27 protein-coding genes are annotated in these 24,196 nt (G+C 63.3%); 17 read left to right on the top strand and 10 right to left on the bottom strand.

Annotated elements, in window-relative coordinates; translation table 11 throughout:
• Positions 1-20: 20 nt before the first annotated feature.
• Positions 21-1,397: an exodeoxyribonuclease VII large subunit gene (gene xseA, locus ToN1_RS17770; protein ID WP_210147854.1), complete on the bottom strand. Its 1,377-nt coding sequence runs from the start codon at positions 1,395-1,397 to the stop codon at positions 21-23.
• An 87-nt stretch (positions 1,398-1,484) separates the two neighbouring features.
• Positions 1,485-1,715, bottom strand: coding sequence for a hypothetical protein (locus tag ToN1_RS17775; RefSeq protein ID WP_169206283.1), 231 nt, complete (start codon positions 1,713-1,715; stop codon positions 1,485-1,487).
• Here ToN1_RS17775 and ToN1_RS17780 point away from each other — a divergent pair.
• The 8 genes from ToN1_RS17780 to ggt all read left to right on the top strand — a co-directional run bounded on the left by ToN1_RS17780 (position 1,702) and on the right by ggt (position 8,674).
• Positions 1,702-2,310, top strand: a complete 609-nt coding sequence (locus tag ToN1_RS17780) for a MotA/TolQ/ExbB proton channel family protein (protein ID WP_169206284.1) — start codon at positions 1,702-1,704, stop codon at positions 2,308-2,310. The two genes, ToN1_RS17775 and ToN1_RS17780, sit on opposite strands and share 14 nt — an antisense overlap.
• A 15-nt stretch (positions 2,311-2,325) precedes the next feature.
• The gene (locus tag ToN1_RS17785; protein ID WP_169206285.1) at positions 2,326-2,745 is read left to right on the top strand and encodes an ExbD/TolR family protein; all 420 of its coding nucleotides are present in this window, start codon (positions 2,326-2,328) and stop codon (positions 2,743-2,745) included.
• A gap of 59 nt (positions 2,746-2,804) precedes the next feature.
• Positions 2,805-3,818 (top strand): tetraacyldisaccharide 4'-kinase, encoded by a 1,014-nt coding sequence (gene lpxK, locus ToN1_RS17790; RefSeq protein WP_169206286.1) that lies wholly within the window; start codon positions 2,805-2,807, stop codon positions 3,816-3,818.
• Positions 3,799-3,990, top strand: a complete 192-nt coding sequence (locus ToN1_RS17795; protein WP_018991185.1) for a Trm112 family protein — start codon at positions 3,799-3,801, stop codon at positions 3,988-3,990. Before lpxK ends, ToN1_RS17795 begins: the two co-directional genes overlap by 20 nt.
• Positions 3,991-3,992: 2 nt before the next feature.
• Positions 3,993-4,769, top strand: a complete 777-nt coding sequence (gene kdsB / locus ToN1_RS17800; protein ID WP_169206287.1) for a 3-deoxy-manno-octulosonate cytidylyltransferase — start codon at positions 3,993-3,995, stop codon at positions 4,767-4,769.
• Positions 4,770-4,837: 68 nt separating this feature from the next.
• Positions 4,838-5,491, top strand: coding sequence for an adenylate kinase (adk, locus tag ToN1_RS17805; RefSeq protein ID WP_169206288.1), 654 nt, complete (start codon positions 4,838-4,840; stop codon positions 5,489-5,491).
• Positions 5,492-5,576: 85 nt separating this feature from the next.
• The gene (locus tag ToN1_RS17810) at positions 5,577-6,833 is read left to right on the top strand and encodes a 6-phosphofructokinase (RefSeq protein WP_169206289.1); all 1,257 of its coding nucleotides are present in this window, start codon (positions 5,577-5,579) and stop codon (positions 6,831-6,833) included.
• Positions 6,834-6,928: 95 nt separating this feature from the next.
• Positions 6,929-8,674 carry a gamma-glutamyltransferase gene (ggt, locus tag ToN1_RS17815; RefSeq protein WP_169206290.1) on the top strand — a complete coding sequence of 582 codons (1,746 nt, stop codon included), beginning with the start codon at positions 6,929-6,931 and terminating at the stop codon, positions 8,672-8,674.
• A 43-nt stretch (positions 8,675-8,717) separates the two neighbouring features.
• Here the strand turns inward: ggt and ToN1_RS17820 are convergent, their stop codons facing one another.
• The gene (locus tag ToN1_RS17820; protein WP_169206291.1) at positions 8,718-9,347 is read right to left on the bottom strand and encodes a YbhB/YbcL family Raf kinase inhibitor-like protein; all 630 of its coding nucleotides are present in this window, start codon (positions 9,345-9,347) and stop codon (positions 8,718-8,720) included.
• Positions 9,348-9,455: 108 nt separating this feature from the next.
• Positions 9,456-10,991: a murein biosynthesis integral membrane protein MurJ gene (murJ, locus tag ToN1_RS17825; protein WP_169206292.1), complete on the bottom strand. Its 1,536-nt coding sequence runs from the start codon at positions 10,989-10,991 to the stop codon at positions 9,456-9,458.
• A 123-nt stretch (positions 10,992-11,114) separates the two neighbouring features.
• On the opposite strand from murJ, the gene rpsT reads away from it, so the two are divergent.
• The gene (rpsT, locus tag ToN1_RS17830) at positions 11,115-11,381 is read left to right on the top strand and encodes a 30S ribosomal protein S20 (protein ID WP_169206293.1); all 267 of its coding nucleotides are present in this window, start codon (positions 11,115-11,117) and stop codon (positions 11,379-11,381) included.
• 92 nt (positions 11,382-11,473) lie between these two features.
• Here rpsT and ToN1_RS17835 read toward each other — a convergent pair whose 3' ends face one another.
• Positions 11,474-11,770 (bottom strand): DUF3579 domain-containing protein, encoded by a 297-nt coding sequence (locus ToN1_RS17835; RefSeq protein ID WP_169206294.1) that lies wholly within the window; start codon positions 11,768-11,770, stop codon positions 11,474-11,476.
• A 362-nt stretch (positions 11,771-12,132) separates the two neighbouring features.
• Here ToN1_RS17835 and ToN1_RS17840 point away from each other — a divergent pair, with 362 nt between their 5' ends.
• From ToN1_RS17840 to ToN1_RS17875, 8 genes are all read left to right on the top strand, one after another.
• On the top strand, positions 12,133-13,305 hold the full coding sequence (locus tag ToN1_RS17840; protein ID WP_169206295.1) for an aspartate aminotransferase family protein: 1,173 nt from the start codon (positions 12,133-12,135) through the stop codon (positions 13,303-13,305).
• Between the two features lie 11 nt (positions 13,306-13,316).
• A complete protein-coding gene (gene argF / locus ToN1_RS17845; RefSeq protein WP_169206296.1) occupies positions 13,317-14,240 on the top strand; it encodes an ornithine carbamoyltransferase in 924 nt (307 codons plus the stop codon).
• A 160-nt stretch (positions 14,241-14,400) separates the two neighbouring features.
• Positions 14,401-15,630 (top strand): argininosuccinate synthase, encoded by a 1,230-nt coding sequence (locus ToN1_RS17850; RefSeq protein ID WP_169206297.1) that lies wholly within the window; start codon positions 14,401-14,403, stop codon positions 15,628-15,630.
• Positions 15,631-15,642: 12 nt separating this feature from the next.
• The gene (locus tag ToN1_RS17855) at positions 15,643-15,873 is read left to right on the top strand and encodes a DUF2788 domain-containing protein (RefSeq protein ID WP_169206298.1); all 231 of its coding nucleotides are present in this window, start codon (positions 15,643-15,645) and stop codon (positions 15,871-15,873) included.
• 14 nt (positions 15,874-15,887) lie between these two features.
• Positions 15,888-16,211 (top strand): pyrimidine/purine nucleoside phosphorylase, encoded by a 324-nt coding sequence (gene ppnP, locus ToN1_RS17860; protein ID WP_169206299.1) that lies wholly within the window; start codon positions 15,888-15,890, stop codon positions 16,209-16,211.
• Between the two features lie 21 nt (positions 16,212-16,232).
• Positions 16,233-16,718 (top strand): YajQ family cyclic di-GMP-binding protein, encoded by a 486-nt coding sequence (locus tag ToN1_RS17865; RefSeq protein ID WP_169206300.1) that lies wholly within the window; start codon positions 16,233-16,235, stop codon positions 16,716-16,718.
• 17 nt (positions 16,719-16,735) lie between these two features.
• Positions 16,736-16,936 carry a YjfB family protein gene (locus ToN1_RS17870; RefSeq protein ID WP_169206301.1) on the top strand — a complete coding sequence of 67 codons (201 nt, stop codon included), beginning with the start codon at positions 16,736-16,738 and terminating at the stop codon, positions 16,934-16,936.
• Between the two features lie 366 nt (positions 16,937-17,302).
• Positions 17,303-17,896, top strand: a complete 594-nt coding sequence (locus tag ToN1_RS17875) for a GspH/FimT family protein (protein ID WP_210147855.1) — start codon at positions 17,303-17,305, stop codon at positions 17,894-17,896.
• Positions 17,897-17,992: 96 nt separating this feature from the next.
• Here the strand turns inward: ToN1_RS17875 and ToN1_RS17880 are convergent, their stop codons facing one another.
• Genes ToN1_RS17880 through ToN1_RS17900 form a run of 5 tightly spaced genes read right to left on the bottom strand, consistent with a single transcriptional unit; the run spans position 17,993 to position 24,195 of the window.
• The gene (locus ToN1_RS17880) at positions 17,993-21,478 is read right to left on the bottom strand and encodes a pilus assembly protein (RefSeq protein WP_169206303.1); all 3,486 of its coding nucleotides are present in this window, start codon (positions 21,476-21,478) and stop codon (positions 17,993-17,995) included.
• A gap of 33 nt (positions 21,479-21,511) precedes the next feature.
• Positions 21,512-22,093, bottom strand: a complete 582-nt coding sequence (locus tag ToN1_RS17885) for a PilX N-terminal domain-containing pilus assembly protein (protein ID WP_169206304.1) — start codon at positions 22,091-22,093, stop codon at positions 21,512-21,514.
• Positions 22,090-23,088 (bottom strand): PilW family protein, encoded by a 999-nt coding sequence (locus tag ToN1_RS17890; RefSeq protein ID WP_169206333.1) that lies wholly within the window; start codon positions 23,086-23,088, stop codon positions 22,090-22,092. Before ToN1_RS17890 ends, ToN1_RS17885 begins: the two co-directional genes overlap by 4 nt.
• Before the next feature lie 22 nt (positions 23,089-23,110).
• Positions 23,111-23,710: a type IV pilus modification protein PilV gene (gene pilV, locus ToN1_RS17895; RefSeq protein ID WP_169206305.1), complete on the bottom strand. Its 600-nt coding sequence runs from the start codon at positions 23,708-23,710 to the stop codon at positions 23,111-23,113.
• Positions 23,707-24,195, bottom strand: coding sequence for a GspH/FimT family pseudopilin (locus tag ToN1_RS17900; protein ID WP_169206306.1), 489 nt, complete (start codon positions 24,193-24,195; stop codon positions 23,707-23,709). The genes pilV and ToN1_RS17900 overlap by 4 nt, the downstream gene beginning before the upstream one ends.
• Position 24,196 lies beyond the last annotated feature (1 nt).

Below are 24,196 nucleotides of genomic sequence, written 5' to 3' on the forward strand. Positions count from 1 at the left end.
AACGCGCTGCAGCGCGTGCTTCATGCTTTCGTGCTATTCACGATAGCACGCAGATGCCCGATTGCGAGTTCCACCGAGATCTCCTCGCCTGCCGTCGTCTCGTCGGCGTGCCTCAGGATTCGCCCCTCGGCATCGCGCGTGATGCTGTAGCCGCGCGCCAGCACCGCCTGCGGCGCCAGGTGCTGCAGGTGGGTCGCCAGCGTGGCGAGTCGCTCCGCACGGCGCTGCACGAGGCGTTCACCTGCTACGCTGAGCCTTTGCGCCGCACGGGCACAGCGCTCCATCTCCCGGCGCAGGTCGGGCTCGCGGGCGACGAGGCGCAGTTCCAGGACGCGGCGTGTTCCTTCCATGCGTTCCAGGCGGCGCGCCATCGACGCGCCCAGGCGTGTGGCGAGCAGTTCGCTGCGCTCGCGTGCGAGCCCCAGCCGCTCGCGTGGATGCACCAGCCGCAGCGCAGCCCGGTCGAGCCGCTGTGCCAGTCCGTGCAGGCGCCGTTCCATGCCGGTGGACAGGGAGCGCGCCAAGTCGCCCACGCGTGCCCGCGCGGCGTGGTAGCCCGCGCTCGCCAGCTCGGCTGCCCCCGTGGGCGTTGCTGCGCGCACGTCGGCCGCGAAATCGGCGATGGTGAAGTCCGTCTCGTGGCCGACGCCGCTCACGACCGGCACCGTGCAGGCGCGGATTGCGCGCGCCAGCGCCTCGTCGTTGAAGGCCCACAAGTCCTCAATGCTGCCGCCGCCGCGTACCACCAGCAGCAGGTCGATGCCGTCGTCCGCGGCGCGCGCATCCGCCGTCCGCACGGCTTCCGCGAGCTTCGCGCCGGCGTCCGCGCCCTGCACCGGCGACGGGTAGAGGACCACCGCCAAGTGCGGCGCACGCCGCTGCAACGCCGCCAACACGTCCTTCCATGCCGCGGCCGCAGGCGAAGTCACGACGCCTATGCGGCGCGGGTAAGGCGGCAGTTCCCGCTTCGCAGCCGGATCAAACAGGCCTTCCGCCGCAAGTTTTTCCTTGAGGCGCAGGAAGGCCTCGAACAGGTTGCCCTGCCCGGTCTGGCGCAAGGCTTCGACACTGAGCTGGAAATCGCCGCGCGCCTCGTACAGCGTCACAAGAGAACGGGCATCCACACGCATCCCGTTCTCGAGGCGAAACGGCAGCAGCTGGGCACGATTGCGCCACATCGTGCAGCGAACCTGCGCCTGGGCGTCCTTCAGGGTGAAATACAGATGGCCCGACGGCGCCCGTGTGAGGTTGGATATTTCGCCGCTCACCCACAGCAAGGGGAAGCGGGCTTCGAGCGTTTCGCGGGCAATCCGGTTGAGCGTCGAGACGCTGATCGCCCGGCCGGGGCCGTTCGCGTCTTCCGGGCCGCCGAAGTGAAGGGAATCGGTGTTCTGCATGAGGCGGATTGTAGCGGAATCCACAAGGTGGCCGTTCTGTCAATGGTGTATGTACGAATCCGCGCGGTATTTAGGGGTATTTGCAAGTCACTGTTTATAAACAACAAAATTGTTGCTTAATTTTTCATCGCAGTAAGAAAACACTTGTCGCGACAGCCATTTGGCGACTAATTCGCGAAGAATCCACAAACTTATCCACAGGTTTTGTGGATTCTTGTCCCGTTCATGACAAAAGGGTGCGCCCTTGCCGTGTTCGCGGCCCGGGGTTAGAGTTCTTCTTTTTTCGAGTTCCCGGAGTTCCTGCGTGTTCGCGCTCATCCAGTCCGCGGGCTGGCCCGTCTGGCCCCTCCTGCTGGTATCCATCGTTGCCGTCGCCCTCATCATCGAACGCGGCGTCACCCTGCGTCGTTCGCGCATCGTGCCCGAAGGGCTGCTCGAAAAGGTGCTCGCCGACCTACGCCAGAAGGGCGCCACGTCCGAGATGGCCAACCGCGTGGCGGCCCATTCGCCGCTCGGTCGCGTCCTCGCCGCGGGCCTGCGCAATGTCGGCAGCACGCGCGAAGTCATGAAGGAGGCGATCGAGGAAACCGGCCGCGCCGTCGCGCACGAACTCGAGCGCTTTCTCAACACGCTCGGCACCATCGCGTCGATCGCGCCGTTGATGGGCCTGTTCGGCACCATCGTCGGCATGATCGACATCTTCGCCGCCCAGGGAGCGGCCACGACCAACCCGCAGCAGCTCGCGCAGGGCATCTCCACCGCTCTCTACGCCACGGGCCTGGGCCTGATGATCGCGATTCCCTCGATCATCTTCTGGCGCCATTACCGCGCGGTCGTCGACGGCTTCGTCGTCGACATGGAGCAGCAGGCGATCAAGCTGGTCGAGGTCGTACACGGCGACCGTCGTCCCTGAGCGGGAATGCAGCGCATGAACTTCCAGCGCGGACGCAAACACGAAGCACCGGACATCAACCTGATCCCGCTAATCGATGTCCTGCTGGTCCTGATCATCTTTCTCGTCCTCACGACGACCTACTCCAAGGTGTCGGGACTCGAGATCAACCTCCCCACGGCCGACACCAAGGCCGCCGAAGTTACGCCCAGCGAGATCGTGGTCGCGGTGAATGCCGCCGGAGACGTTCTCGTCAATCGCCAGCCGGTCGGCGACAAGAGCATCAATGCGATCGCCGCGGCGCTCGGTCGCGCCGTTCCCGCCGGAGGCAAGGATCCAGTCGTGGTCATCACGGCTGACGCCAAGGCCGCGCACCAGAGCGTCATTGACGTAATGCAGGCGGCGCAGCGTGCGGGCCTGCCGCACATCACCTTCGCCACCCAGTCCGCCCCGTGAGCCCTCTTGCCGCCGGGGCGGTGTCGGCGACCCGGCCGCCGAGGCCGTACACCTGATCCATGGCGCGCAGCAGCCCGGAGTGGTGGCAACGCCGCTCGCTCGTCGCGCACCTGCTGCGCCCCTTGTCGGCGCTGTTCGGCGCCCTTGCCGCGACGCGTCGTCGCCGCTATCGCAGTGACCTGCGGCGTGTCGAGCGCCTCCCGGTTCCGGTCATCATCGTCGGCAACATTGCTGTCGGCGGCAGTGGCAAGACGCCGGTCGTGGATTGGCTCGTGCGCGAGCTGCGCGCGGCGGGGTGGGTGCCCGGAGTCGTCAGTCGCGGCTATGGCGGCCAATTCGACGGCGTCGCCCTGGTTCCCGCCGACGGCGATACTTCCCTGTACGGCGACGAACCCGTACTCCTCGCGCGCCTGACCGCTTGCCCGGTTGCCGTCGGTGCGGACCGCCCGGCCGCGGCAAGAGCGCTTCTGGCCCGGCATCCCGAGTGCGACGTCATTGTGTCCGACGACGGCTTGCAGCATTACCGCCTTGCTCGCGACGTCGAGCTCGCGGTCGTGGACGAGCGCACGCTCGGCAACCGCTGGCTGCTGCCCGCCGGCCCGCTGCGCGAACCGGTGAGCCGGCTGCGCGAAGTCGATGTGGTGATTGCCCATGGCGCCCTTTCGGCAGAAGTCAGGCAGGCAATCGGCGGTACGCCGGTGTTCCCGATGAGGCTCGAAGGCGATGCCTTCATCTCCCTGCGGGATGCGACGTCTTGGTGCCAGCCCGACGCATTCACGGGGCGCCGCGTGCATGCGGTCGCCGGCATAGGTCGCCCGGAGCGATTTTTCGATCAGTTGCGCGCGATGGGACTCGATGTCGTGCCCCATCCCTTCCCGGATCACCACCCATTCACCCCAGCCGACCTGGCGTTCGCACCGGGCGAGGCGAAAGTCCTGACCAGCAAGGATGCGGTAAAATGCTCGGCTTTCGCGCCTGCCGACACTTGGGAATTCCCGGTCAGGGCACAGATCCCGGCGGGCGCCGCCGAACATATCCTGGAGAAACTGTCGCATGGACGCCAGACTGCTTGAAATCCTCGTGTGCCCCGTCTGCAAGGGTCCCCTCGACTTCGTCAAGGACAAGCAGGAACTCGTCTGCAAGGCTGACCGCCTCGCGTTCCCGATCCGCGACGGCATTCCGGTGATGCTCGAGGAAGAGGCGCGCCAGCTGCCGGCCGAAGAAGTCGACGCCCTGCGCCGCTGAGCATGGCCGGCTTCCACGTCGTCATTCCGGCACGCTACGCCTCGACGCGCCTGCCGGGCAAGCCGCTCGCGGACATCGGGGGCAAGCCGATGGTGGTGCGCGTGCTCGACCAGGCACGCAAGGCCGGGCCGCTGTCCGCGTGGGTCGCGACCGACGATGAACGTGTCGTCGACGCCGTGCGGTCGGCCGGCGGTGACGTGCTGATGACGTGCGCCGATCATCCCAGCGGCACCGACCGTCTCGCCGAGGTCGTTGCCGCCCGCGGCTGGAGCGATGACCAGATCGTCGTCAATGTGCAGGGTGACGAACCCCTGATCGACCCCGTCCTGATCGTCGATGTCGCACGGGCCCTCGCCGATTCGCCCGACGCAGCGATCGCGACGGCCGCGCATCCGCTGCACGACGCTGCCGAATTCTTCAATCCGAACGTCGTCAAGGTCGTGTGCGACGCGCACGATCGTGCGCTGTATTTCTCGCGCGCCCCGATCCCTTGGGCGCGTGACGATTTCGCCAGATCTCGTGAGGCGATCCCTGCGGGCCTTCCGGTACAGCGCCACATCGGCATCTACGCTTATCGCGTCGACTTCCTGCGCCGCTATGCAGGGCTGGCGCCATCGCCGCTGGAAAACTGGGAGGCGCTCGAGCAGTTGCGGGCGCTGTGGCACGGTTACCGCATTCGGGTACTTTCCGTCGAACGCGCGCCGGCGGCGGGCGTCGATACGCCCGAAGACCTTGAGCGCGTCCGGGCGGTGTTTGACCGCGCGGGGCGAGTCGAGTAAGTTTCGAGCTTCATTTTTTGGGAACCATGCGGCCGGACTGGCGCGGCATGACAGGGAGGAGAGGATTCATGCGTTTGATTCTGTTGGGGCCCCCGGGCGCAGGCAAGGGTACTCAGGCGAACTTCATCAAGGAAAAGTTCGGCATTCCGCAGATTTCCACCGGTGACATGCTGCGCGCCGCGGTCAAGGCCGGCACCCCGCTGGGTATCGAAGCCAAGAAGGTGATGGATGCGGGCGGACTGGTTTCCGACGACATCATCATCGGCCTGGTGAAGGATCGCCTGCAGCAGGACGACTGCAAGTCCGGTTACATGTTCGACGGCTTCCCGCGCACGATTCCGCAGGCTGATGCGATGAAGGAGGCCGGCGTGCCGATCGACTTCGTCCTCGAGATCGACGTTCCCGACAGCGAGATTGTCGAGCGCATGAGTGGGCGCCGTGTGCACGTCGCCTCGGGCCGCACCTACCACGTCAAGTTCAACCCGCCCAAGGTTGCGGGCAAGGACGACGTGACCGGCGAGGATCTCATCCAGCGCGACGACGACCGCGAGGAAACCGTGAAGAAGCGCCTCGAGGTCTATCACGCCCAGACCAAGCCGCTGGTCGAGTACTATTCGAAGTGGGCAGCCTCGGGTGCGGCTACCGCCCCGAAGGTCCGCAAGATCTCCGGTCTCGGTGCGGTCGAAGCGATCACCGCGAGCGCGTTCGAAGCGCTGAAATAAGCGGACGTCTCGGATACAGGCGCGGCGAGCGGCGGGAGCCATCCCGTTTCTCGCCGCGTTTTCTTTGGCATCACACGAGAGCGCGATGGCCAGGACAAATCTACTCTATGCGCAGTCGGGGGGCGTAACCGCGGTCATCAACGCCACCGCGGCGGCGGTGATTGCCGCTGCGCGCGAACGCGGCGACGCCATCGGCACCGTGCTTGCCGCCCGCCACGGCATTCTCGGCGCCCTCGGCGAGGATCTGATCGACACGACGACGCTGGGTGCCGGCGATCTCGACGCGCTTTCGCACATGCCGGGCGGCGCCTTTGGCTCCTGCCGCTTCGATCTTGATCCGCCCGACCGGAACCCCGCCCAGTACGACCGCCTGTTCGCGGTCTTCGCGGCGCATGGCATCGGTTATTTCCTCTACAACGGCGGCAACGGCTCGATGGATACCGTCGCCAAGATCTCGGCTGCCGCCCGTGTGCGTGGCTACCCGCTGGTGTGCGTGGGCGTGCCGAAGACGGTCGACAACGATCTCGAAGGCACCGACTGTTCGCCCGGCTTCGGTTCCGCCGCGAAGTATGCAGCGGTGGCCATGCTGGAAGCCGGCCTCGACATCGCGTCGATGGCCAGCAGCGCCGGGCGCGTTTTCGTGCTCGAGGTGATGGGGCGCAACGCCGGCTGGATCGCCGCGGCGAGCGCGCTCGCCGCGCGCACGGAGGACGATCCGCCGCACATCATCCTGATGCCTGAAGTGCCTTTCGACGAAGACGCCTTCCTGGCCGCTGTCGACGCCACGGTGAAGCGACTCGGTTATTGCGCCGTGACGGTGTCGGAGGGGATCCGTCGTGCCGACGGCACGCTCGTCATGGAGCAGGATCACGATCGCAAGGGGCACGTGCAGCTCGGTGGAGCGGGTCAGTGCCTCGCGCGGCTGATCCACGCGCGTCTCGGCTACAAGCACCACTGGGCCATTCCCGATTACCTGCAGCGTGCCGCGGGGCACCTCGTGTCTGCCGTCGATCACGCCCAGTCCAGCGCTGTCGGTCGCGCGGCTGTCGAAGCCGCCATCGCCGGGCGCGACTGCGCCATGCCGGCGATCCGACGACTCTCCGACACCCCTTACCAGTGGGATATCGCGTTCCAGGACGTGGCTGCGGTCGCCAACCTCGAGCGCCGGGTGCCGGCCCGGTTCATCCGTGGTGACGGCCTCCACGTCACCGATGCAGCAAGGTGCTACCTTCGCCCGCTCATCGAGGGCGAGGTCTATCCCGCATACGTCGCGGGCGTGCCGGACTACCGTCGCCCACGTTTCGCTCCGGTTGCACGCCGACTCGCTGTCTACGTCCCCTGAAACGTCCCGATACACCGCGCGCGATCCGGCATCCCTGGGACGCGCGTATCGTTTCCGCACACCAATCTGCAGTCACGTGAAATTCGGGAGGGGATATGAATGCATCGCGGACCCTGCTCGCCGCAATCGTGATTCTCGGGCTGGCGGCGCTGCCCGCAGCCCGGCCGGCCTTCGGGCAAGTGCCTGGACAACCTGAAGCGGCGACGGGGTTCAGCAGGAAACCGGCCGTCGTTGCGTCGCGGGCGATGGTCGTCACCGCGAACCCGCACGCGACCGATGCCGCCGTGGGGGTATTGCGCGCAGGCGGTAGCGCGGTCGATGCCGCGATTGCCGCCGCGCTGGTGCTCAACGTCGTCGAGCCGCAGTCCTCCGGCATCGGAGGCGGCGGATTCCTCGTCCATCACGACGCGCAGAAGGGCAGGACGAGCGCCTGGGACGGGCGCGAGACTGCCCCGGGTGGCGTGGATGAACATCTCTTTCTCACCCCGCAAGGCGACAAGATGGCCTTCTACGACGCCGTCGTGGGCGGGCGCTCGGTTGGCGTTCCGGGGCTGCTGCGCATGTTTGCCGCAGTCCATGCGCGGCACGGCCGGCTGCCTTGGTCGAGCCTGTTCCAGCCTGCGATCCGCCTCGCCACCGATGGATTTCCGGTGTCGCCACGCCTGCACAAATTGATCGCGCAGGACCGCTTCCTGAATCGCGATCCATCTGCGCGCCAACTCTTCTTCGATGCCGACGGGCGACCGCTGGCGGAGGGGGCGATACTACGCAATCCCCAACTGGCCGAGGTCCTGGCTGCGGTGGCGGAACAGGGCGCCGACGCGTTCTACGCCGGGTCGATCGCGCGTGACATCGTTGTTGCGGTCGCGGCCGATCCCAACCCGGGGGCGCTCTCGCTCGAGGATCTCTCCGGCTACCGTGCGGTCGAGCGCGCCCCCTTGTGCGGGCCGTATCGCGCCTACCGTGTCTGCGGCATGCCTCCGCCCAGCTCGGGCGCGGCCACCGTGCTGGCGATGCTCGGCATGCTCGAACGCTTCCGGCTCGCCGACATCCCGCCCGACTCGGCGTTCGCGGCTCACCTGTTCAGCGAGGCGGGGCGGCTCGCGTTCGCCGATCGCGACGCGTGGTATGGCGATCCCGTGGCGATGCCGCTTGCCCCCTCAAGGCTGCTCGCGAGGGATTATCTCGCCGCGCGCGCCGAGCTGATCCGGCTCGACGACAGCCTCGATCGGGCTCGTCCCGGCACGCCCGCTGCCGCGCCAGCGCCGCGCGCAGTGAACGCCGAGCAGCCCGCGACCTCCCACGTATCGATTGTCGATCCGGCCGGCAATGCCGTGTCCATGACCGCCTCGATCGAGGATGCCTTCGGCAGCCGGCGCGTGGTGCGCGGTTTTCTGCTCAACAACCAGCTGACCGACTTCTCCTTCACCCCGGCCGACGAACGCGGACCGCACCCGAATCGTGTCGGCCCCGGCAAGCGCCCGCGCAGTTCGATGTCGCCGACCCTGGTGTTCGATGCGGGTGGAAAACTCCATGCGGTGACGGGCTCCCCGGGCGGCAGCCAGATCATCAACTATGTCGCGGAAAACCTCGTCGGCCTGCTCGACTGGAACATGCCGCCCGACGCCGTGCTCGCCCGTCCTCATGTCGGCAGCCGCAATGGCCCCACCGAGATCGAGGATCGTGCCGACGTGCGTCCGCTGGCCGACGGCCTGGCCGCCTTCGGTCACGAAACCGTCCTGCGCGACCTGACCAGCGGGTTGGGTGTGGTCGTCAGGCGGGGCAGGGAATGGGTCGGCGCTGCCGACCCGCGCCGCGAAGGCACTGCCGCCGGATTCTGAGTCGTCCGAACGGGGTTCGCGCGAACCCTGTTCTGCGGAAAGCTCAGCCCGAGAGCGACGGATTCAGGGTGTAGGTGCCGGTGAGCTTCGCCTCGGCCAGCACGTGGCCCGCGATCGCGTTGCGCACCTGGGCCCCGCCGAACGTTCCGTCGAGGTTGCAGCATTCCTTGTCCAGCGCATACAGCGTGAACATGTAGCGGTGCACTAGCTCGTCGTTCCACGGCGGGCAGGGGCCGTCGTAGCCGTGGTAGTCCCCGCGCATCGTCTCATCCCCGGCAAACCAGGCCGTGTAATCGTTGATGCCCTGGCGCGAGCCGAGCGGTCCTGCCGGCCCGTTCTTTCCGCCCGGCGTCACGCCGTCCGAAAAGCTGCCGGCCGCTATTTCCCGTAGGTCCGCCGGCAGGTCGATGACGACCCAGTGGAAGAAATCCACGCGCGGCAGGCTCGTCGGCACCACACGACCTTCCTGGTTGACGTCGTCGCCGCTGCTCGGTACATCCGGGTCATGACAGATCAGCACGAAGGAACGCGTTCCTGCCGGCACCCCGCTCCAAGTCAGGTGCGGGTTGCGATTGCTGCCGAGGCAGACGTGGCCTTCGGCGGCCGGAATGCAGAACGAGAATTCGCCGGGGATGCGCGCGCCGTCGGCGAAGCTTTGGCTGCTGAGTTTCATGCCAGGGAACTCCATACATGTCGATCGGGAGAATCATTCGTCGCATTCTAGTGCCGCCGAATCCTTCCGTAACGCTGCACTGCGGCGCGGCGCGTCCGCGCCGGCCGGTCAGGCCGCGCGGCGCCGGAAGTCTCGCAGGCGGACTCCCAGAGCGAACAGGGTGAGGAAATACGCCCCGATTCCGCCCAGCACGACCGCTGACAGGCGCAGCACGCGTGTGATCGCATCCTGCACATACCACCACTGCTCGTCGCCCATGCCGAACCAAAGCGCGACCCCCAGCACTCCGAGTGCGGCCAACAGGCGCAGCGCGAAAACGCCCCAGCGTGGTTGCGGCCGATAGACCTCGCGCCGGCGCAGGCCGCGAAACAGCAGCGCCGCATTCAGCAGCGAGGCGAGCCCGATCGACAGCGCGAGGCCGGCATGCTTGAGCGGCACGATGAACGCGAGGTTCATCAATTGCGTCGCGACCAGCGTGATCAGCGCGATCTTCACGGGTGTGCGGATGTCCTGTCGCGCGTAGAACCCGGGCGCGAGGATCTTCACCAGGATCAGGCCGCTCAGCCCGACGCTGTAGGCGACCAGTGCGAGGCGTGTCTGCTGCACATCCGTCGCCGTGAAGGCTCCGTGCTGGAACAGCGTCGACAGCAGCGGCACGGCCAGCAGCGCCAGCGCGAGCGCAGCCGGTAGCGTGAGCATCAGCGTCAGGCGCAGCCCCCAATCGAGCAGCGACGAGAATGCTTCCGGCTGCTCGTCCGCGTGCAGCTTCGACAGGCTGGGCAGCAGGATCGTCCCCAGTGCGGCGCCGAGCAGGCCTGCCGGGAACTCCATCAGCCGATCGGCGTAGTAGAGCCACGACACGCTGCCGCTCTCGAGGAAGGATGCGAAGATGGTGTTGATGATGAGCGACACCTGGCTCACCGACACCCCCAGCATCGCGGGCAGCATCAGTTTTGCGATGCGTCGCACACCCGGATCGGACAGATTCAGGTCGAAGCGTGGCAGCAGGCCGATGCGCGCGAGCGGGCGTAGTTGCAGCGCCAGTTGCAGGATGCCGCCGATGAAGACCGCCCACGCCAATGCGAGGACCGGCGGGTCGAACCAGGGGGCGGCGAACAGCGCCATGCCGATGAAGGCGAGGTTCAGCAGTACCGGCGTGAACGCCGGAATGGCGAAGCGGCTCCAGCTGTTCAGCACGCCGCCGGCAAGCGCCACCAGAGCCATGAAGAGAATGTAGGGGAAGGTGATGCGAGTCAGTTCGACCGTGAGCGCGAACTTGCTCGGTTCGTCCGCGAAGCCCGGCGCGGACGCCCAGATGATCAGCGGTGCGGCGACGATGCCGATGGCGGTCACCGCGGTCACGGCCAGTGCGAGGGCCGTGGCGACGCGGCTCACCAGCTTGTGCGTCTCCTCTGGCCCCTGACGGTTCTTGTATTCAGCGAGAATGGGAACGAAGGCCTGCGAGAACGCACCTTCCGCGAACATGCGTCGCAGCAGGTTGGGCAGGCGGAACGCAACGAAGAAGGCGTCGGTCGCCATGCCCGCGCCGAAGGTGCGCGCGATCACGAAGTCCCGGACGAAGCCGAGGATCCGCGACAACAGGGTCATGCTGCTGACGGTGGCAAGGGCGCGCAACAGGTTCATCGGTGGATGGCGTGGCAAAAGACGCGATGATAGCGGCTGTTGCCCGGCGGTGCACTTGCGCCTTGCCAGCCGAATGGTTAAACTCGCGCGTTTTCAAGAACCACTCAACGGAAGAACATAGATATGGCCAACTCGGCACAAGCCCGCAAGCGCGCCCGTCAGGCGGTCGTGGCCCGCGCTCACAATGGCAGCCTCCGTTCTCGTCTGCGTACCGCGATCAAGGCTGTGCAAAAGGCCGTCGTCGGTGGCGACAAGGCTGCTGCCCAAGCGGTGTTCCGCACCTCGATGAGCACCATCGACAGCATCGCCGACAAGAGGATCATTCACAAGAACAAGGCTGCCCGCCACAAGAGCCGCCTGTCCGCAGCGATCAAGGCGATGGCCGCCTGATCCTCGCGATCGCGGGATAACGAAAACGGCGACCTCGGTCGCCGTTTTCCTTTCTGCTGCTGCCGTTGCGGAGCTGCGCTTCGGTGCGTCGCTCAAATTTTCATGTGTTCGTCGTCGATGCTGTCGACCACCAGATCATTGTCTTTCGCAAAATTGATCAGGAATTTGTATGCCAGCGGCTCGATGTCATAAAGTCGGGCATCCACCAGTACGGCCTTGTGGCCCTTGAGCGTGCATCCCGGTCGAACGTAGGGGGAATACATCATCCGGTTGTCGGCGCCGAAGGCCGACATGATTCCGCACAACCGATCTGCCCAGTCACTCGGGCGGAAGGTTTTCCCTTCGCGCGTGACACCGATAATGACGAAGCTTTCGATCGATTGGATCATAGGGTGAGGCTCGGCGGCTGCGGGAATTTCCGGAGGACGGTGCGCCGGCTGGGAGCCGGGACTGCTGGCACCGCGAAAGACGGGGCGGATTCTAGCAGAAAACCCCTGCGTTATCCCGCAATGCGACAGATCATTCCGGGATGCGGACGCCGTCGGGCGGGGCGGTGCGCATGGCACGAAGGGGGTTCCCGCGTGTCGTGCCGCAGGGGCTGCGCGTGGCGGTCGCGGCCTCCCGTCGCCTGCCTTGCCCGATCCCGAACCTATACAACGCCCGCGGTTTTCGCTTAACATCATCCTTCAATCCTTTCACGGCGGCATGTGCCGCCGTGCGCGTTTTTGCTACATCCTGAACGGGGTCCCCCATGTCGCATCTCATGAACACCTACGCCAGATTGCCCGTTGCTTTCACGCATGGGGAGGGCGTCTGGCTCTTCGATGAGACCGGCAAGCGCTATCTGGACGCGCTCTCGGGCATTGCCGTGTCCACCTTGGGCCACAACCACCCGCGACTGGTGCGTGCCATCGCGGAGCAGGCCGCGAGCGTGCTCCACACCTCCAACCTGTATCGCATCCCGCGCCAGGAGGAGCTCGCCGACCGTCTCGCCGCCCTGTCGGGCATGGACGAAGTGTTCTTCTGCAATTCCGGTTGCGAAGCCAATGAGGCCGCCATCAAGCTCGCGCGCTTCTACGGTCACAAGAAGAACATCGACCATCCCGAGATCATCGTCATGGAAAACGCTTTCCATGGCCGCACGCTCGCCACGCTCTCGGCAACGGGCAATCGCAAGACGCAGGCCGGTTTCGAGCCGCTGGTGACGGGTTTCGTGCGCGTCCCGTACAAGGACATCGCTGCGATCCGCGCAGTGGGCGAACACAACCACAACGTTGTGGCCGTCATGCTCGAGATGGTTCAGGGGGAAGGCGGCATCAACATCGCCGACGATACGTTCCAGCGCGATCTGCGCGCGATCTGCGACGAGCGCGGCTGGCTGCTGATCTGCGACGAAGTACAATGCGGTATCGGCCGCACTGGCCACTGGTTCGGTTTCCAGCAGTCGGGCGTCATGCCGGACATCATGACCTTGGCAAAGGGTCTCGGTTCGGGCGTGCCAATCGGTGCGTGTGTCACCGCCGGCCACGCGACCGGCCTGTTCGGGCCCGGCAACCACGGTTCGACCTTCGGCGGCAACCCCCTTGCTTGCGCCGCGGGCCTTGCGACGATCGCCGAGATCGAGGACAAGTCGCTGCGTGACAACGCCGTGCGCGTCGGTGACGCGATCCGCAACGGCATGCGGGAAGCGTTGGTCGGAGTGAGCGGCGTGATCGACATCCGCGGTCGCGGGTTGATGATCGGCATCGAACTCGACCGCCCCTGCGGCGACCTCGTGCGCCAGGCGCTCGAGGCGGGCCTGCTGATCAACGTCACCGCCGATCGGGTCATCCGGCTACTGCCTGCGCTCGTGTTCACGGAGCAGGATGCCAGCACCCTCGTTTCGGCCCTCGCGCCGCTGGTGCGCAAGTTCCTCGGGCAATAAGGAGGCTCGCGATGAACCAGCCGCGGCACTATCTGCAGTTCAAGGACTTCACGCGCGAGGAATACGATTACCTGTTCGGTCGTGTGCGCTGGATCAAGGACAAATTCAAGCGTTACGAACCGTACCATCCGCTGTTCGACCGCACGCTGGTCATGATCTTCGAAAAGGCCAGCACCCGTACGCGCCTGTCCTTCGAGGCCGGCATGCAGCAGCTCGGTGGTTCGGCGATCTACCTCAACACGCGCGACTCCCAGCTCGGCCGCGGCGAACCCGTCGAAGACGCGGCGCAGGTCATCTCGCGGATGAGCGATGTCGTGATGATTCGCACCTTCGAGCAGGACATCATCGATCGTTTCGCGGCGAATTCGCGCGTGCCGGTGATCAACGGGCTGACCAACGAATATCACCCCTGCCAGATCCTCGCCGACATCTTCACCTTCATCGAGCATTGCGGCTCGATCCAGGGCAAGACCGTCGCTTGGGTGGGTGATGCCAACAACATGTCCTACACCTGGCTTCAGGCGGCCGAAGTCCTCGACTTCAAGGTCCGCGTGTCTACGCCGCCGGGATACGCTATCGACCCCGCACGTGCGGGCCTTGCCGGCGGCGGGCACTTCGAACTGTTCGACGACCCGATGGAGGCGTGCCGCGGTGCCGACCTCGTGACCACGGACGTGTGGACGTCGATGGGCTTCGAGGCAGAGAACGAGGCGCGCATGAAGGCCTTCGCCGACTGGTGCGTCGATGCCGACATGATGGCGGCGGCCAATCCGGGCGCGTTGTTCATGCACTGCCTGCCGGCGCACCGCGGCGAGGAGGTCACGGCCGAAGTGATCGACGGCCCCCAGTCCGTCGTGTGGGACGAGGCGGAGAACCGGCTGCACGTGCAGAAGGCGCTGATGGAGTATCTGGTGCTCGGCAAGGTCGAGAGCTAGCGAGTTAACCCGGCGCACGCGGGACCAACCGGGCGTGCAGGGCAGAACCGAAGGAACAGGATTTGGTCGGGGCGCGTGATGGTTTAGGCGACCTCGGAACGAAAAGCGGTCGTGGCGACACGGCCATCAGTCAAGCGGCAAGAAAAGAGCGGAAATCCACATGAGCGACGTCAAGAAAGTTGTCCTCGCCTATTCGGGCGGACTCGATACCTCAGTCATCCTCAAGTGGCTGCAGGACACCTACAAGTGCGAAGTGGTCACCTTCACGGCCGATCTCGGCCAGGGCGAGGAACTCGAACCCGCGCGCCAGAAGGCACTGAAATTCGGCATCAAGCCGGAAAACATCTTCATCGATGATCTGCGCGAAGAGTTTGTGCGCGACTTCGTCTTCCCGATGTTCCGCTGCAACACCATCTACGAAGGCGAGTACCTGCTTGGTACCTCGATCGCCCGCCCGCTGATCGCCAAGCGTCAGATCGAGATCGCGCGCGCCACCGGCGCGGACGCCGTTTCGCATGGCGCCACCGGCAAGGGCAACGACCAGGTCCGCTTCGAGCTCGGTTACTACGCGCTGATGCCCGGCGTGAAGGTCATCGCCCCGTGGCGCGAATGGGACCTGCTGTCGCGCGAGAAGCTGCTCGCCTATGCCGAGAAGCACGGCATTCCCATCGAGATGAAGCACAAGCAGGGCGGCTCGCCCTACTCGATGGACGCCAACCTCCTGCACATCTCCTTCGAAGGTCGCCATCTCGAGAACCCGGCAGCCGAAGCGGAAGAGTCGATGTGGCGCTGGACGGTGTCGCCCGAGGCTGCCCCCGACGCTGCCGAATACGTCGACCTCGAGTTCGAGAAGGGTGACCTCGTCGCGATCAACGGCAAGCGCATGAAGGCGCATGAACTGCTCGGCGAACTGAACACGCTCGGCGGCAAGCATGGCATCGGCCGCCTCGATCTGGTCGAGAACCGCTACGTCGGCATGAAGTCGCGCGGCTGCTATGAAACCCCGGGGGGTACGATCCTGCTGCGTGCACATCGTGCGATCGAATCCGTCACGCTCGACCGCGAAGTCGCCCACCTCAAGGACGATCTCCTCGCCCGATACGCCAGCCTGATCTACAACGGCTACTGGTGGAGCCCCGAGCGCCAGGCCATGCAGGCGCTCATCGACCATACCCAGCAGACCGTCAACGGCTGGGTCCGCCTCAAGCTCTACAAGGGCAACGTCATCGTCACCGGTCGCGACTCGAAGACCGATTCGCTGTTCGATCCGACGATCGCCACGTTTGAGGACGACCAGGGTGCGTACAACCAGAAGGATGCGCACGGCTTCATCCGCCTCAACGCGCTGCGCATGCGCATCGCCGCCAACGCGCGCAACAAGCGCGGTTAAGGAGCAGTCTGGATGGAGGGTGACCCGATCATATTCGGGCTGACGGTGGCGGAATTCGAGGACTGGTCGCTCAAGATCCTCGTTTCCGCGCTGATCGTGTACATGCTGTTCATCATCGGCAACCTCGCGAAACAGTCCAAGGCAGGGCGCTACGGAACGATCTGGTTGTTCGTTGCGCTCGGCCTCGGTTTTGTCGGGTTCATCGCCAAGAGCTTCATCCAGAAATTCATGGGTATCGAATAAGGAAGCCTCGTTTCATGAGCATTACCGAGAAGATCGACGGCGTGGCCGTCACGACCAAGGCCAACGTCTATTTTGACGGCAAGTGCGTGTCGCACACCATCACCTTCGCCGACGGCACTCGCAAGTCGGTAGGTGTGATCATGCCTGCGGCACTGACCTTCAACACCGGTGCTCCGGAAATCATGGAAGGTGTGGGGGGCAGCTGCCGCGTGCGCCTGAAGGGCGAGACAGAATGGACGACCTGGGGAGTGGGGCAGTCCTTCAACGTTCCGGGCAATTCGAGTTTCGACATCGAAGTGACCGGCGAGCCCTATCACTACATCTGCCACTTCGGCTGATTGTCCCGCAGGGAGCCGAACATGCCGTCTTTCGACATCATGTCCGAAGTCGACCAACCCTCGCTGAAGAACGCGGTCGACGTCGCCAACAGCAAGATCGCCGGGCGCCATGACTTCAAGGGCACCAGCGCGAAGCTTGAGCTCGGTGAGAAGCTGATCACGATGTTCGGCGACACCGACTTCCAGCTTGACCAGATGAAGACCATCCTCCTGCCCGAAATGACCAAGAAGAAGGTCGACGTGCGCTGTCTGGATTACGGTGACGTGCAGAAGATCTCGGGCAACAAGGTTAAGCAGGAAGTGAAGGTCCGGGTTGGCGTCGAACAGGACCTGGCCAAGAAGATCGTCAAGCTCCTCAAGGACAGCAAGATGAAGGTCCAGGCGGCGATCCAGGGGGACGTGGTTCGCGTTTCCGGCGCCAAGCGCGACGTGCTGCAGGACGCCATTGCGCTGGTGAAGAAGGACATTACTGACTTTCCTCTTCAGTTCGGCAACTTCCGCGACTGATACCGGTCGGAGGCATCATGGACATCTCGACCGTCGCTTCGATCGCCTCCGCCAACGCATCGACCACCCTCAAGGCCGAGGCCTCTGTGCTTGTCCTCAAGAAGGCCATGGAGCTGCAAACGCTGAATGCGGCGCAGCTCCTGCAGGCCCTTCCTCCCGCTCCCTCCGGCCCGACGCCGGGTGCGACCATCGGCGGCGCCATAGACGTTTTCGTCTGAGCGTGTTCTGACCCGGATGATGGGCTCCGTGCTCATCACGCGGCGGCCCGCCGTCGAACTTGCGAGGCCGTCTCGCCGCGCAGCCCCTTTCGAATAATTGAACTGAGCATCAAACGCGTCCGCTCGCCCCGAGTTTGTCGAAGGGCATGATTGGCGGGTGCAAGCGGGGCGCTGCGAAGTGCAGCCCGCCGCGCAGCCGTCGTACGGTTCCCCGCGCTTGAGTTGGCGCGGCGCAATATTCCCCCTCGCTGTTCGAGCTGTCACGATTGTCCTGCAACATATCAAGCTCCGATGAAAATGTTATTGTCATTTATACAAATTACAATAGAATCTTCGCCGGTTCCATGTCGGGAGGGCGCAGTGGGTTTGGATGCAGGGATCAACGTTGGCCGGGGCAAGCGGCAGCGGGTGGAGCAAAACACCAGCCTTCGACGCCGTCGGGCGTCATCAAGGGGATATTCGCTCGTAGAACTGGCGGCGGTCGTGGCCATTGCCGGTGTGGTGTCCGCGATCGCGGTGCCGTCGTTTGCGCGACTACTGACGGACGCGCGTGTGGGCGAGGCGTCGAGCGATTTGTTCTCTGCGGTGATTCAGACTCGCTCGGAGGCGCTCAAAAGGCGCCACAGGATCATTCTGTGCCCCAGCGATGATACGCAGGACTGTTCCGGCACGGCGGACTGGAACCCCGGCTGGATCATGTTCGAGGACGCCAACGACAACGGTCGGCGCGAGACCGAGGAGCCTCTGCTTCGAACTGGTGAGGCGCGCGATAGCCGGATCCGCATCTGGGGCGACGCCAGTGTCGGCCGTTATGTGTCCTATGTTGCCACCGGACGCACGCAGCAACTCGCAACCAGCGCCTGGCAAGCGGGCACCCTGACGGTGTGCAGCGAGGGGATTGCGCGCAAGATCATCATCAATCGCGTCGGCCGGCCGCGCTTGGCACACGCAATCTGCTGAAGAAGGCGTCGCACGTTCGTGAACCAGCGTACGTGCAGACCGGCTAAAGCGCGGGCCGCGTCGTCGCGGCCCGCAATCAGGTTTACTTGAATCAGATCAGTCTATCTTCTTGTAACGATAGACCTTGGTGCGGTTCTTCTTGATCGGGATGGGCGGAAGTTTCGCTTCCAGCGGCGATCCGCTCCCTGCCTCCGGTTTTCCCCCGATGATGAACGGAACGATCTTGCCGTCAACTTCAACCACCCCGGTCACCGGGGATGGTGGAAGTCCCCCGCCGGCAAACTCGTTCGATCTGCTCGCACCGGCCGGGGGTACATCATCGCAGGAGGCGCCGCCATGCAGGAAGCACGCTGCATAACCTCGGGCTGTCCCGAGCGCGGAACATCCGACGGGTTCGCCGTCCTTGACCTCTTGCCCTGCCCGGAAGGTACTGAAGTTCACCAGACCCCCGACAGTTGCACCGGTGGTGACAACCTGTTCGTTCGCCGTGTTCTCAAGGTCGATGACCCAGCCGCGGGGCCGCAGCAGAGGATCGGAAAAGGCTGTTAGATACCCAGTTACGCTTGCCGTGCTGGTGTTCATGAGATCGCAGCCGGTATCCGTTACGGCGTCACCGGCCTTGTCGCAATCGGTGCGGTCGTCGATTGTCACAAACGCAGGGCTCGACTTTGTTGTTTGCTTGTAGCTGTCCCAGAAGCCGTAGAATCGGTTCTTGACGAGCGCCGCAGCCGACTTCTCGAGCGGTTTCTCACGGTTGCCAGTTCCGATCAGGACGATATTGAATTCTCCGATGGTAACCACGTCCGGTGCATATAGGAACTTGCGGCTCTTCGATGTCACGGACCAGTCCGCAACCATTGCCACGTGGGTGATGACCCAATTTGCCGGGTCGTTGGACGAAAGGTTGACGCGCCACAGATTGCCACTCGTATCGGCGGCGTAAATTATGTCCGTGTATCCGTCGTTGTCCGTGTCGACGGGCACAACGTCGGCAACGACACGGCCAGCGCTGGAACTGATTTTGCTGAAGTCAATGAATTGCTTGAGCTCGCCAGTCACGGCGTCAAGGACGAAGATGCCTCGTCCGGTCGGAGCGGTGGAACACGTGCGCGGCTCGCTGTCCTCGCACTTGTCGTAGCCGGCCCCAAAAATTGCAAACAGCGTCGACGCACCCTTGACGCGCATCAGCTTGGGCGTGGACCAAGTCTGCCCGATTTTTTCGACGCCGGAGCCACCAACGCAGCCAGTGTTGTCGGTGTTGGTTGTCGTCGGACAGCCGAATCGCCACATTGGGACGGGGGTGCCGTCCGTCTCCGCAGGATGCTTCGTGATGTTGAAGGCATAGATCATCCGACCGCCACGTCGCATTGACGCGTATAGGTACTTGACGGCAGCCCCGGTGCCATCGGTGTTGGCCGGGCCGGCGTACGCGCCCAGCGATCCGTCGAAGAAGTAATCCTTCGGGGAAGTGGGATCGTCGAAGAACGTGATGAGCGGATAGTTGTCTCGATTGCGCTGGAGACGGCTCACGAACTCGGGTGCGATAAACGACCACAGTTCATTCCCCGCATCCGAGGTCTTGTTGCCGTTGATTGCTCTGAGTAGTCCGTCGTCCGCACCGTAGTAGACAACGACGTTGTCCTTGGTGCCTGAGCCGTAGTTGATGGCCAGTGGCCGCGAGTGAATGACGCCGCCATGTACCGTGGGACGCATCGTCGCTGCGTCCTTACCGTATTGAATGTCGTCGGGGTTGGCTGCGCTCGTCGAATTATAGCCGTCGCCTACGTTTGTCCCCCTAACCCATGCGGCGACTGAGGCGTCGGCATCGCCGAACTCCTTCGCGCTGGTGCAACTGCTCGTGTTGCAGGTTTGGATGACTCGTTTGGACGGTGTCATGTTTCGCAGATTCTGGGCGACACCACCGCGCTCCACGACACTTCCGTCAGGTGCGTCGTTGTATTTCGTGTCCGATGTGCAACTTCCTTCCGGAATCTGCCAGACATCCTTGTTTGCCTTCGGGTCCGTAACCGACTGCCAGTAGTTTGCTGGATCGGACGACTTTGTCCAGAAGCTCGTGGCGCATCCTTGGAGGAACCCGGTATTGGTATTGTCGATGGCAGCTTCCTTCTTCGCATCGGCAAGGTACAGGGTGCGCTTGGTCGTGCTTCCGTCCGAAGTTTCCTTGATCGCGAATTGATACTGCTTGAGGTTGCCGGCCCAGCGCGGACGGCCGTCCGCCCCGGGACGGAACATGCCGATGAACACCTGGTTCAGGTAGGTGCCCTGGGTATTCACGCTGATCGGTAGTGATGCGGAGGCAAAGGCGGAGTTTCGCGCCGAAATCTGCAAGAGGACGTCCTTGATCGCCTTTATGAGCGCGCCGATGTTCCCGTCGACTTTGAACGCGCCGCCTACGCTCGGGCCGCCGTTGATGGCCATCGAGTCGAGCAGGCGCGCCTGCAGATCGTCTGTCGGGCTGGCGAAGGTCTTATTGAACACGTTGATCGTGAACGTCTTGACCGGTTGCTGCCCCGTGAGGCTGCTGACATCGGTGCCGGCGAGGAACTGGGCCCATTCGTCGGCGTAACGCGTATTGCTGGCCACCCTTTCATCGTAGATCTGCTTCGGCGTCAGTCCGATCCGTTCCATGACGCCGTTGATGCCGCTCTTCGGTGGACTGTTCGGATCGAACTCCGCGTTCGGAAATGCGTTGCCGATTAGGAGAAGGTAATTTTTGCCGCAGAAGCCCTCCTGGATTGGGCTCTTGTAGACCTTGCGGTCTGTGTCTGGAACGAAGGCGTCGGCGTCTTCCAGACTGTTTTTGAGGGAGTAGCGGGTCGGCCCGAATCCCTTGGCTCCGGCCGGCGAGCCCATTGCCGTTGCTTCGCGCCCGGATGTATTGGCATATCCGCCGAAATACTTGAAGACTTCGTACATTGACGAGCCGTAATCGCCGGAAGAGGGGCCTTTGAAATCGTTGCCGGTGATGTTCGCATCGATATTGTCCAAATCTTGGATCAATGCAAAATTCTTCGGCAAGGCTGCGACGCACGAGTCGTATTTCTCTTTAATCGCCGCTGCAAGTTGGTCGGGCGTCAGGTCACTGGGCAGCGTGAAACCCATGCTTTTCGCGGTGGGCAGTTCGAGGATGCGCCGACGGATGTAGCCCGAGACGCCGCTGGCGCTATCTACCGTACCCTCGGTGTTGTACAGCATCAAACCGACATTGACGCCGAGTTCCTCGGTGCAGGAGATCTCCTGCAGTACCTGCTTGAGGGCGCGCAATTCGACCTGTCCTTGCACGAGCTTTGAATCAGCACCGAATATAAGATTCGTATACTTCCGACAAGCTACCACCGCTGGATCCGTCGAGTCCGCGGATCCGCACTTGGCTAACGCGTCGCTCTTATCCCACTGCTGTCGTGAATTCGACCAGTTGGACGAGTTGTCTATGAAGATCAGAACGTTGGACGCGGAGGAGGCGGTGCCTTGGGTGTAGATGTCGATATCCTCTGCGTAGGCTGAGCACCACGTAAGCCCCGCGAAGGCCAGCGCAATTGCGCGCGATAGCTTGATTTTCATTTCGTCACTCCGTTGTCCGGCGTATCTGCGCAATCACTTTTCACAATCGTTTTTTGCTTCAGCGTAATCGATCCGCATTTCAACACCCTGCGCGACCTGTACTTTTGTTCCAGTGCTGGGTACCTCGACGTCTGCACTCATTTCCCAAAGGGAGGTGGCGCACAGGGAGTTGTCGTTCAGCGACGCAGCGTCGACGACTATCGTGATACCCGAACCGGCTGTGCTCCCAAAGCAGGCGATGTTTTCAAGTGGGACGCTGTTACCGGCTCCGACGAGCTCGGACTTCTTCAGGTAGCGGTATCTCTTGCATTTTGAGTTTGGGATGGTCACGTTGTACTTTTGGCTGCTGCTTGCGCTGCTGCCGTCGAATGCCGGAAGCGTGTTCGGGTCGGCATTCAAGTTGGTCGCGGTGAAATTGTCCGTATTCAAAGCCTGGTCAAGGTGATAATTCGCGGCGTTCTCCGCTTCCACCTGGAACTGTTCGTTGCCCGCGATCAACATGTTAGTCTTGGCGAGCCGAATGGCCGATACTGCCAGTAGTGTGATGAGGATCAGCATGATGAGGCCGACGAACAGCACGGCACCCGCTTGTCCGGCCTTGCGTGGGTAGGTCATTTCTCTCTCCGCGCGACGGGGTGGACGAGTTCGATATAGGTTGTGAACACGTGGCGCTTGTAGCCGGCGGGCAATAGCCCGGCGATCGCACCTGCGTCTTTCGTTCCCAGCTTGAATGTCTTGGATTCTGAGTAACCGGGAGTCGGAAGCAGCGACCGGGCGATCAACCATACGCGGACTCCGACGATGTCGGCCATCTTGTCGGCGGTCGGAGTTTCGCTGAATTCGTCGGGAGAGCCGTTCGAATTTGTGTCAATTGCATACTCGAACTGCAGGTCTTCGATCCCTTCGACAAGGTCTTGGGCTGCTTGCAGACCGTCACTGCGTACGTCAACCCGCCTGAGCACTGGGATACCCTTCGCTTCGCCAATGAAGAAAATTCGGCGGATGTATTCGCGGATCGGCGCCTTCGTTCCGTCGCATTTCTTCGTTTGCATCGTGAACACGGTGTCGGGGTCCTGCTCCGTGTGGCTCTTTAGAACCATCCTGTTTCCGGCATCGTATTGCGCACCGCACATTTGAACCTGCAGGAACGCCCGGCCCTGATCGGTATTGTCTAGTGCCTCGGGCGACTGTTCGGAGGTCGAGGCACGTTGGACAAAGATCATCCCGGTGTTAGCCTTGACTGACGCGGAGTTGATGCAGTCAAACCGGTCGCTATTCACGCCTTCGACCGCCACGACCATGGTGTCGCTCCAGTCGGCGACCGTCGAGGAACAGGGGCTCGCGGTCTTTGCGCCAGTGTTCAGATTCGCCAGGGCGTCGTAATAGCCGGCCATCGAAAGTTCGTCCTTGAGTATCTGGAGGGCGTAACGGCCGTTCTCGAGTTGCGTTGCGGCATTGTTGAGTTCCCGCCGGGACTGGCTGTTGTTAACGAATACGGTGGTCATCGCAGCCAAAACAAGCAGGCCCAAGGTCATCGAAATCATGACCTCTACGAGGGAAACGCCAGCTTGCGTGCGGCCGAAGGGATGGGAAGGTACGAAACGGAACATGGGATGTAATCTCCGTCGCGTTTCAGCTGGCAGCGAGTTTCGGGATAAGAACGCGGATCACCACCGCGCGCCTTTGGCCTGCGCCAAAATCCACATCAGGAGCACACCGTGCTCCAGGCGTGTTCGCGGCCGGGGACGCGGTCGGGGTGAGCCCTTGCCAGACGCCGACAACAAAGTATTCGGCGAGCGCATTCGGGGTTGGGTCGGCAACGGTAAGGACGCAGCCACGCATACCTATCGGCGCACCGATACTCCGGGTGTTGCCATCGCTTTCCTTCCGGCTTTCAGCGGCGCCCTTCATTGAGTTGCTCCATTCGCAGAGGTGCCGAGCTGCGCCTGTCAAGGCGGCGCAGTCGGCCGGCTCGGCGTCGTTGGTGCCATAGACCTTGTTTGTGGCGAAACCGTTTGCGTATTGGCGCCCTGCTGCGATTCTGCTTGCCATGTCCTGTACCAGCGCCAGTGCAACCGAGCGTTGGTAGGCCTCCATTTCGATTTCATTGGACTTGGCCTGCAGGCCGGCAAGGCCCAATAATCCGATTGCCAGGATGAGAATCGATACGAGAACCTCAATCAGGCTGAAGCCTCCGTTATGTTTGGTCGAACGCGTCTTGTGGTTATTCATGGACAGGCTCCATCTTTCGGTTCCTGCTCGGAAATCCGGCTGGTAGTAAGCGCCTGGACGCACATGATGCGACTGGTGTCGGTGGCGCTAATCTTGACGGCGATGTCTGCCGTAACGCGGCCGCGGGAGTTGAATTCGATGGTTGGGTTCGCGGGTTCGAAAGTGACGCCAGCGAAGGTGGTGTGTGAGAGGATCTCGGTCTTGTCGGCCTTGACCTGAACCGACCAGCCATCCCCAAGCCCGGTCGTCGCAAAGTTGATTGCAGTATTGCGTTTGAGTGCTTCGGCGCGTGCCATGATCAGCGCCTCATGGAGGGCTGACGATGCAGCGCGAACTCGTTGCGCTGCGAGCACTTCCTGCATCGACGGATATGCGATTGCGGCAACGATGCCTACGATGGCAATCGTCACCATCAACTCAAGCAAATTGAACCCGCTTTGTCTGGGATACAACCGCGGCCGGGCCTCGCTTGGCGGGTGTGTCATG

Origin of the sequence: Aromatoleum petrolei, assembly GCF_017894385.1 — a bacterium.
GTDB classification, from domain to species: domain Bacteria; phylum Pseudomonadota; class Gammaproteobacteria; order Burkholderiales; family Rhodocyclaceae; genus Aromatoleum; species Aromatoleum petrolei.

Excerpts from the sequence above, each read along its gene's own strand:
- murJ (WP_169206292.1), bottom strand. The coding sequence starts at position 10,991 with ATGAACCTGTTGCGCGCCCTTGCCACCGTCAGCAGCATGACCCTGTTG.
- ToN1_RS17820 (WP_169206291.1), bottom strand. The coding sequence starts at position 9,347 with ATGAAACTCAGCAGCCAAAGCTTCGCCGACGGCGCGCGCATCCCCGGC.
- pilV (WP_169206305.1), bottom strand. The coding sequence starts at position 23,710 with ATGAATAACCACAAGACGCGTTCGACCAAACATAACGGAGGCTTCAGC.
- argF (WP_169206296.1), top strand. The coding sequence starts at position 13,317 with ATGAACCAGCCGCGGCACTATCTGCAGTTCAAGGACTTCACGCGCGAG.
- ToN1_RS17890 (WP_169206333.1), bottom strand. The coding sequence starts at position 23,088 with ATGTTCCGTTTCGTACCTTCCCATCCCTTCGGCCGCACGCAAGCTGGC.
- ToN1_RS17840 (WP_169206295.1), top strand. The coding sequence starts at position 12,133 with ATGTCGCATCTCATGAACACCTACGCCAGATTGCCCGTTGCTTTCACG.
- ToN1_RS17855 (WP_169206298.1), top strand. The coding sequence starts at position 15,643 with ATGGAGGGTGACCCGATCATATTCGGGCTGACGGTGGCGGAATTCGAG.
- ToN1_RS17775 (WP_169206283.1), bottom strand. The coding sequence starts at position 1,715 with ATGAGCGCGAACACGCAGGAACTCCGGGAACTCGAAAAAAGAAGAACT.
- ToN1_RS17900 (WP_169206306.1), bottom strand. The coding sequence starts at position 24,195 with ATGACACACCCGCCAAGCGAGGCCCGGCCGCGGTTGTATCCCAGACAA.
- ToN1_RS17810 (WP_169206289.1), top strand. The coding sequence starts at position 5,577 with ATGGCCAGGACAAATCTACTCTATGCGCAGTCGGGGGGCGTAACCGCG.
- ggt (WP_169206290.1), top strand. The coding sequence starts at position 6,929 with ATGAATGCATCGCGGACCCTGCTCGCCGCAATCGTGATTCTCGGGCTG.
- ToN1_RS17865 (WP_169206300.1), top strand. The coding sequence starts at position 16,233 with ATGCCGTCTTTCGACATCATGTCCGAAGTCGACCAACCCTCGCTGAAG.
- ToN1_RS17835 (WP_169206294.1), bottom strand. The coding sequence starts at position 11,770 with ATGATCCAATCGATCGAAAGCTTCGTCATTATCGGTGTCACGCGCGAA.
- ToN1_RS17885 (WP_169206304.1), bottom strand. The coding sequence starts at position 22,093 with ATGACCTACCCACGCAAGGCCGGACAAGCGGGTGCCGTGCTGTTCGTC.
- ToN1_RS17850 (WP_169206297.1), top strand. The coding sequence starts at position 14,401 with ATGAGCGACGTCAAGAAAGTTGTCCTCGCCTATTCGGGCGGACTCGAT.
- rpsT (WP_169206293.1), top strand. The coding sequence starts at position 11,115 with ATGGCCAACTCGGCACAAGCCCGCAAGCGCGCCCGTCAGGCGGTCGTG.
- ppnP (WP_169206299.1), top strand. The coding sequence starts at position 15,888 with ATGAGCATTACCGAGAAGATCGACGGCGTGGCCGTCACGACCAAGGCC.
- adk (WP_169206288.1), top strand. The coding sequence starts at position 4,838 with ATGCGTTTGATTCTGTTGGGGCCCCCGGGCGCAGGCAAGGGTACTCAG.
- ToN1_RS17785 (WP_169206285.1), top strand. The coding sequence starts at position 2,326 with ATGAACTTCCAGCGCGGACGCAAACACGAAGCACCGGACATCAACCTG.
- lpxK (WP_169206286.1), top strand. The coding sequence starts at position 2,805 with ATGGCGCGCAGCAGCCCGGAGTGGTGGCAACGCCGCTCGCTCGTCGCG.
- ToN1_RS17880 (WP_169206303.1), bottom strand. The coding sequence starts at position 21,478 with ATGAAAATCAAGCTATCGCGCGCAATTGCGCTGGCCTTCGCGGGGCTT.
- kdsB (WP_169206287.1), top strand. The coding sequence starts at position 3,993 with ATGGCCGGCTTCCACGTCGTCATTCCGGCACGCTACGCCTCGACGCGC.
- ToN1_RS17795 (WP_018991185.1), top strand. The coding sequence starts at position 3,799 with ATGGACGCCAGACTGCTTGAAATCCTCGTGTGCCCCGTCTGCAAGGGT.
- ToN1_RS17870 (WP_169206301.1), top strand. The coding sequence starts at position 16,736 with ATGGACATCTCGACCGTCGCTTCGATCGCCTCCGCCAACGCATCGACC.
- xseA (WP_210147854.1), bottom strand. The coding sequence starts at position 1,397 with ATGCAGAACACCGATTCCCTTCACTTCGGCGGCCCGGAAGACGCGAAC.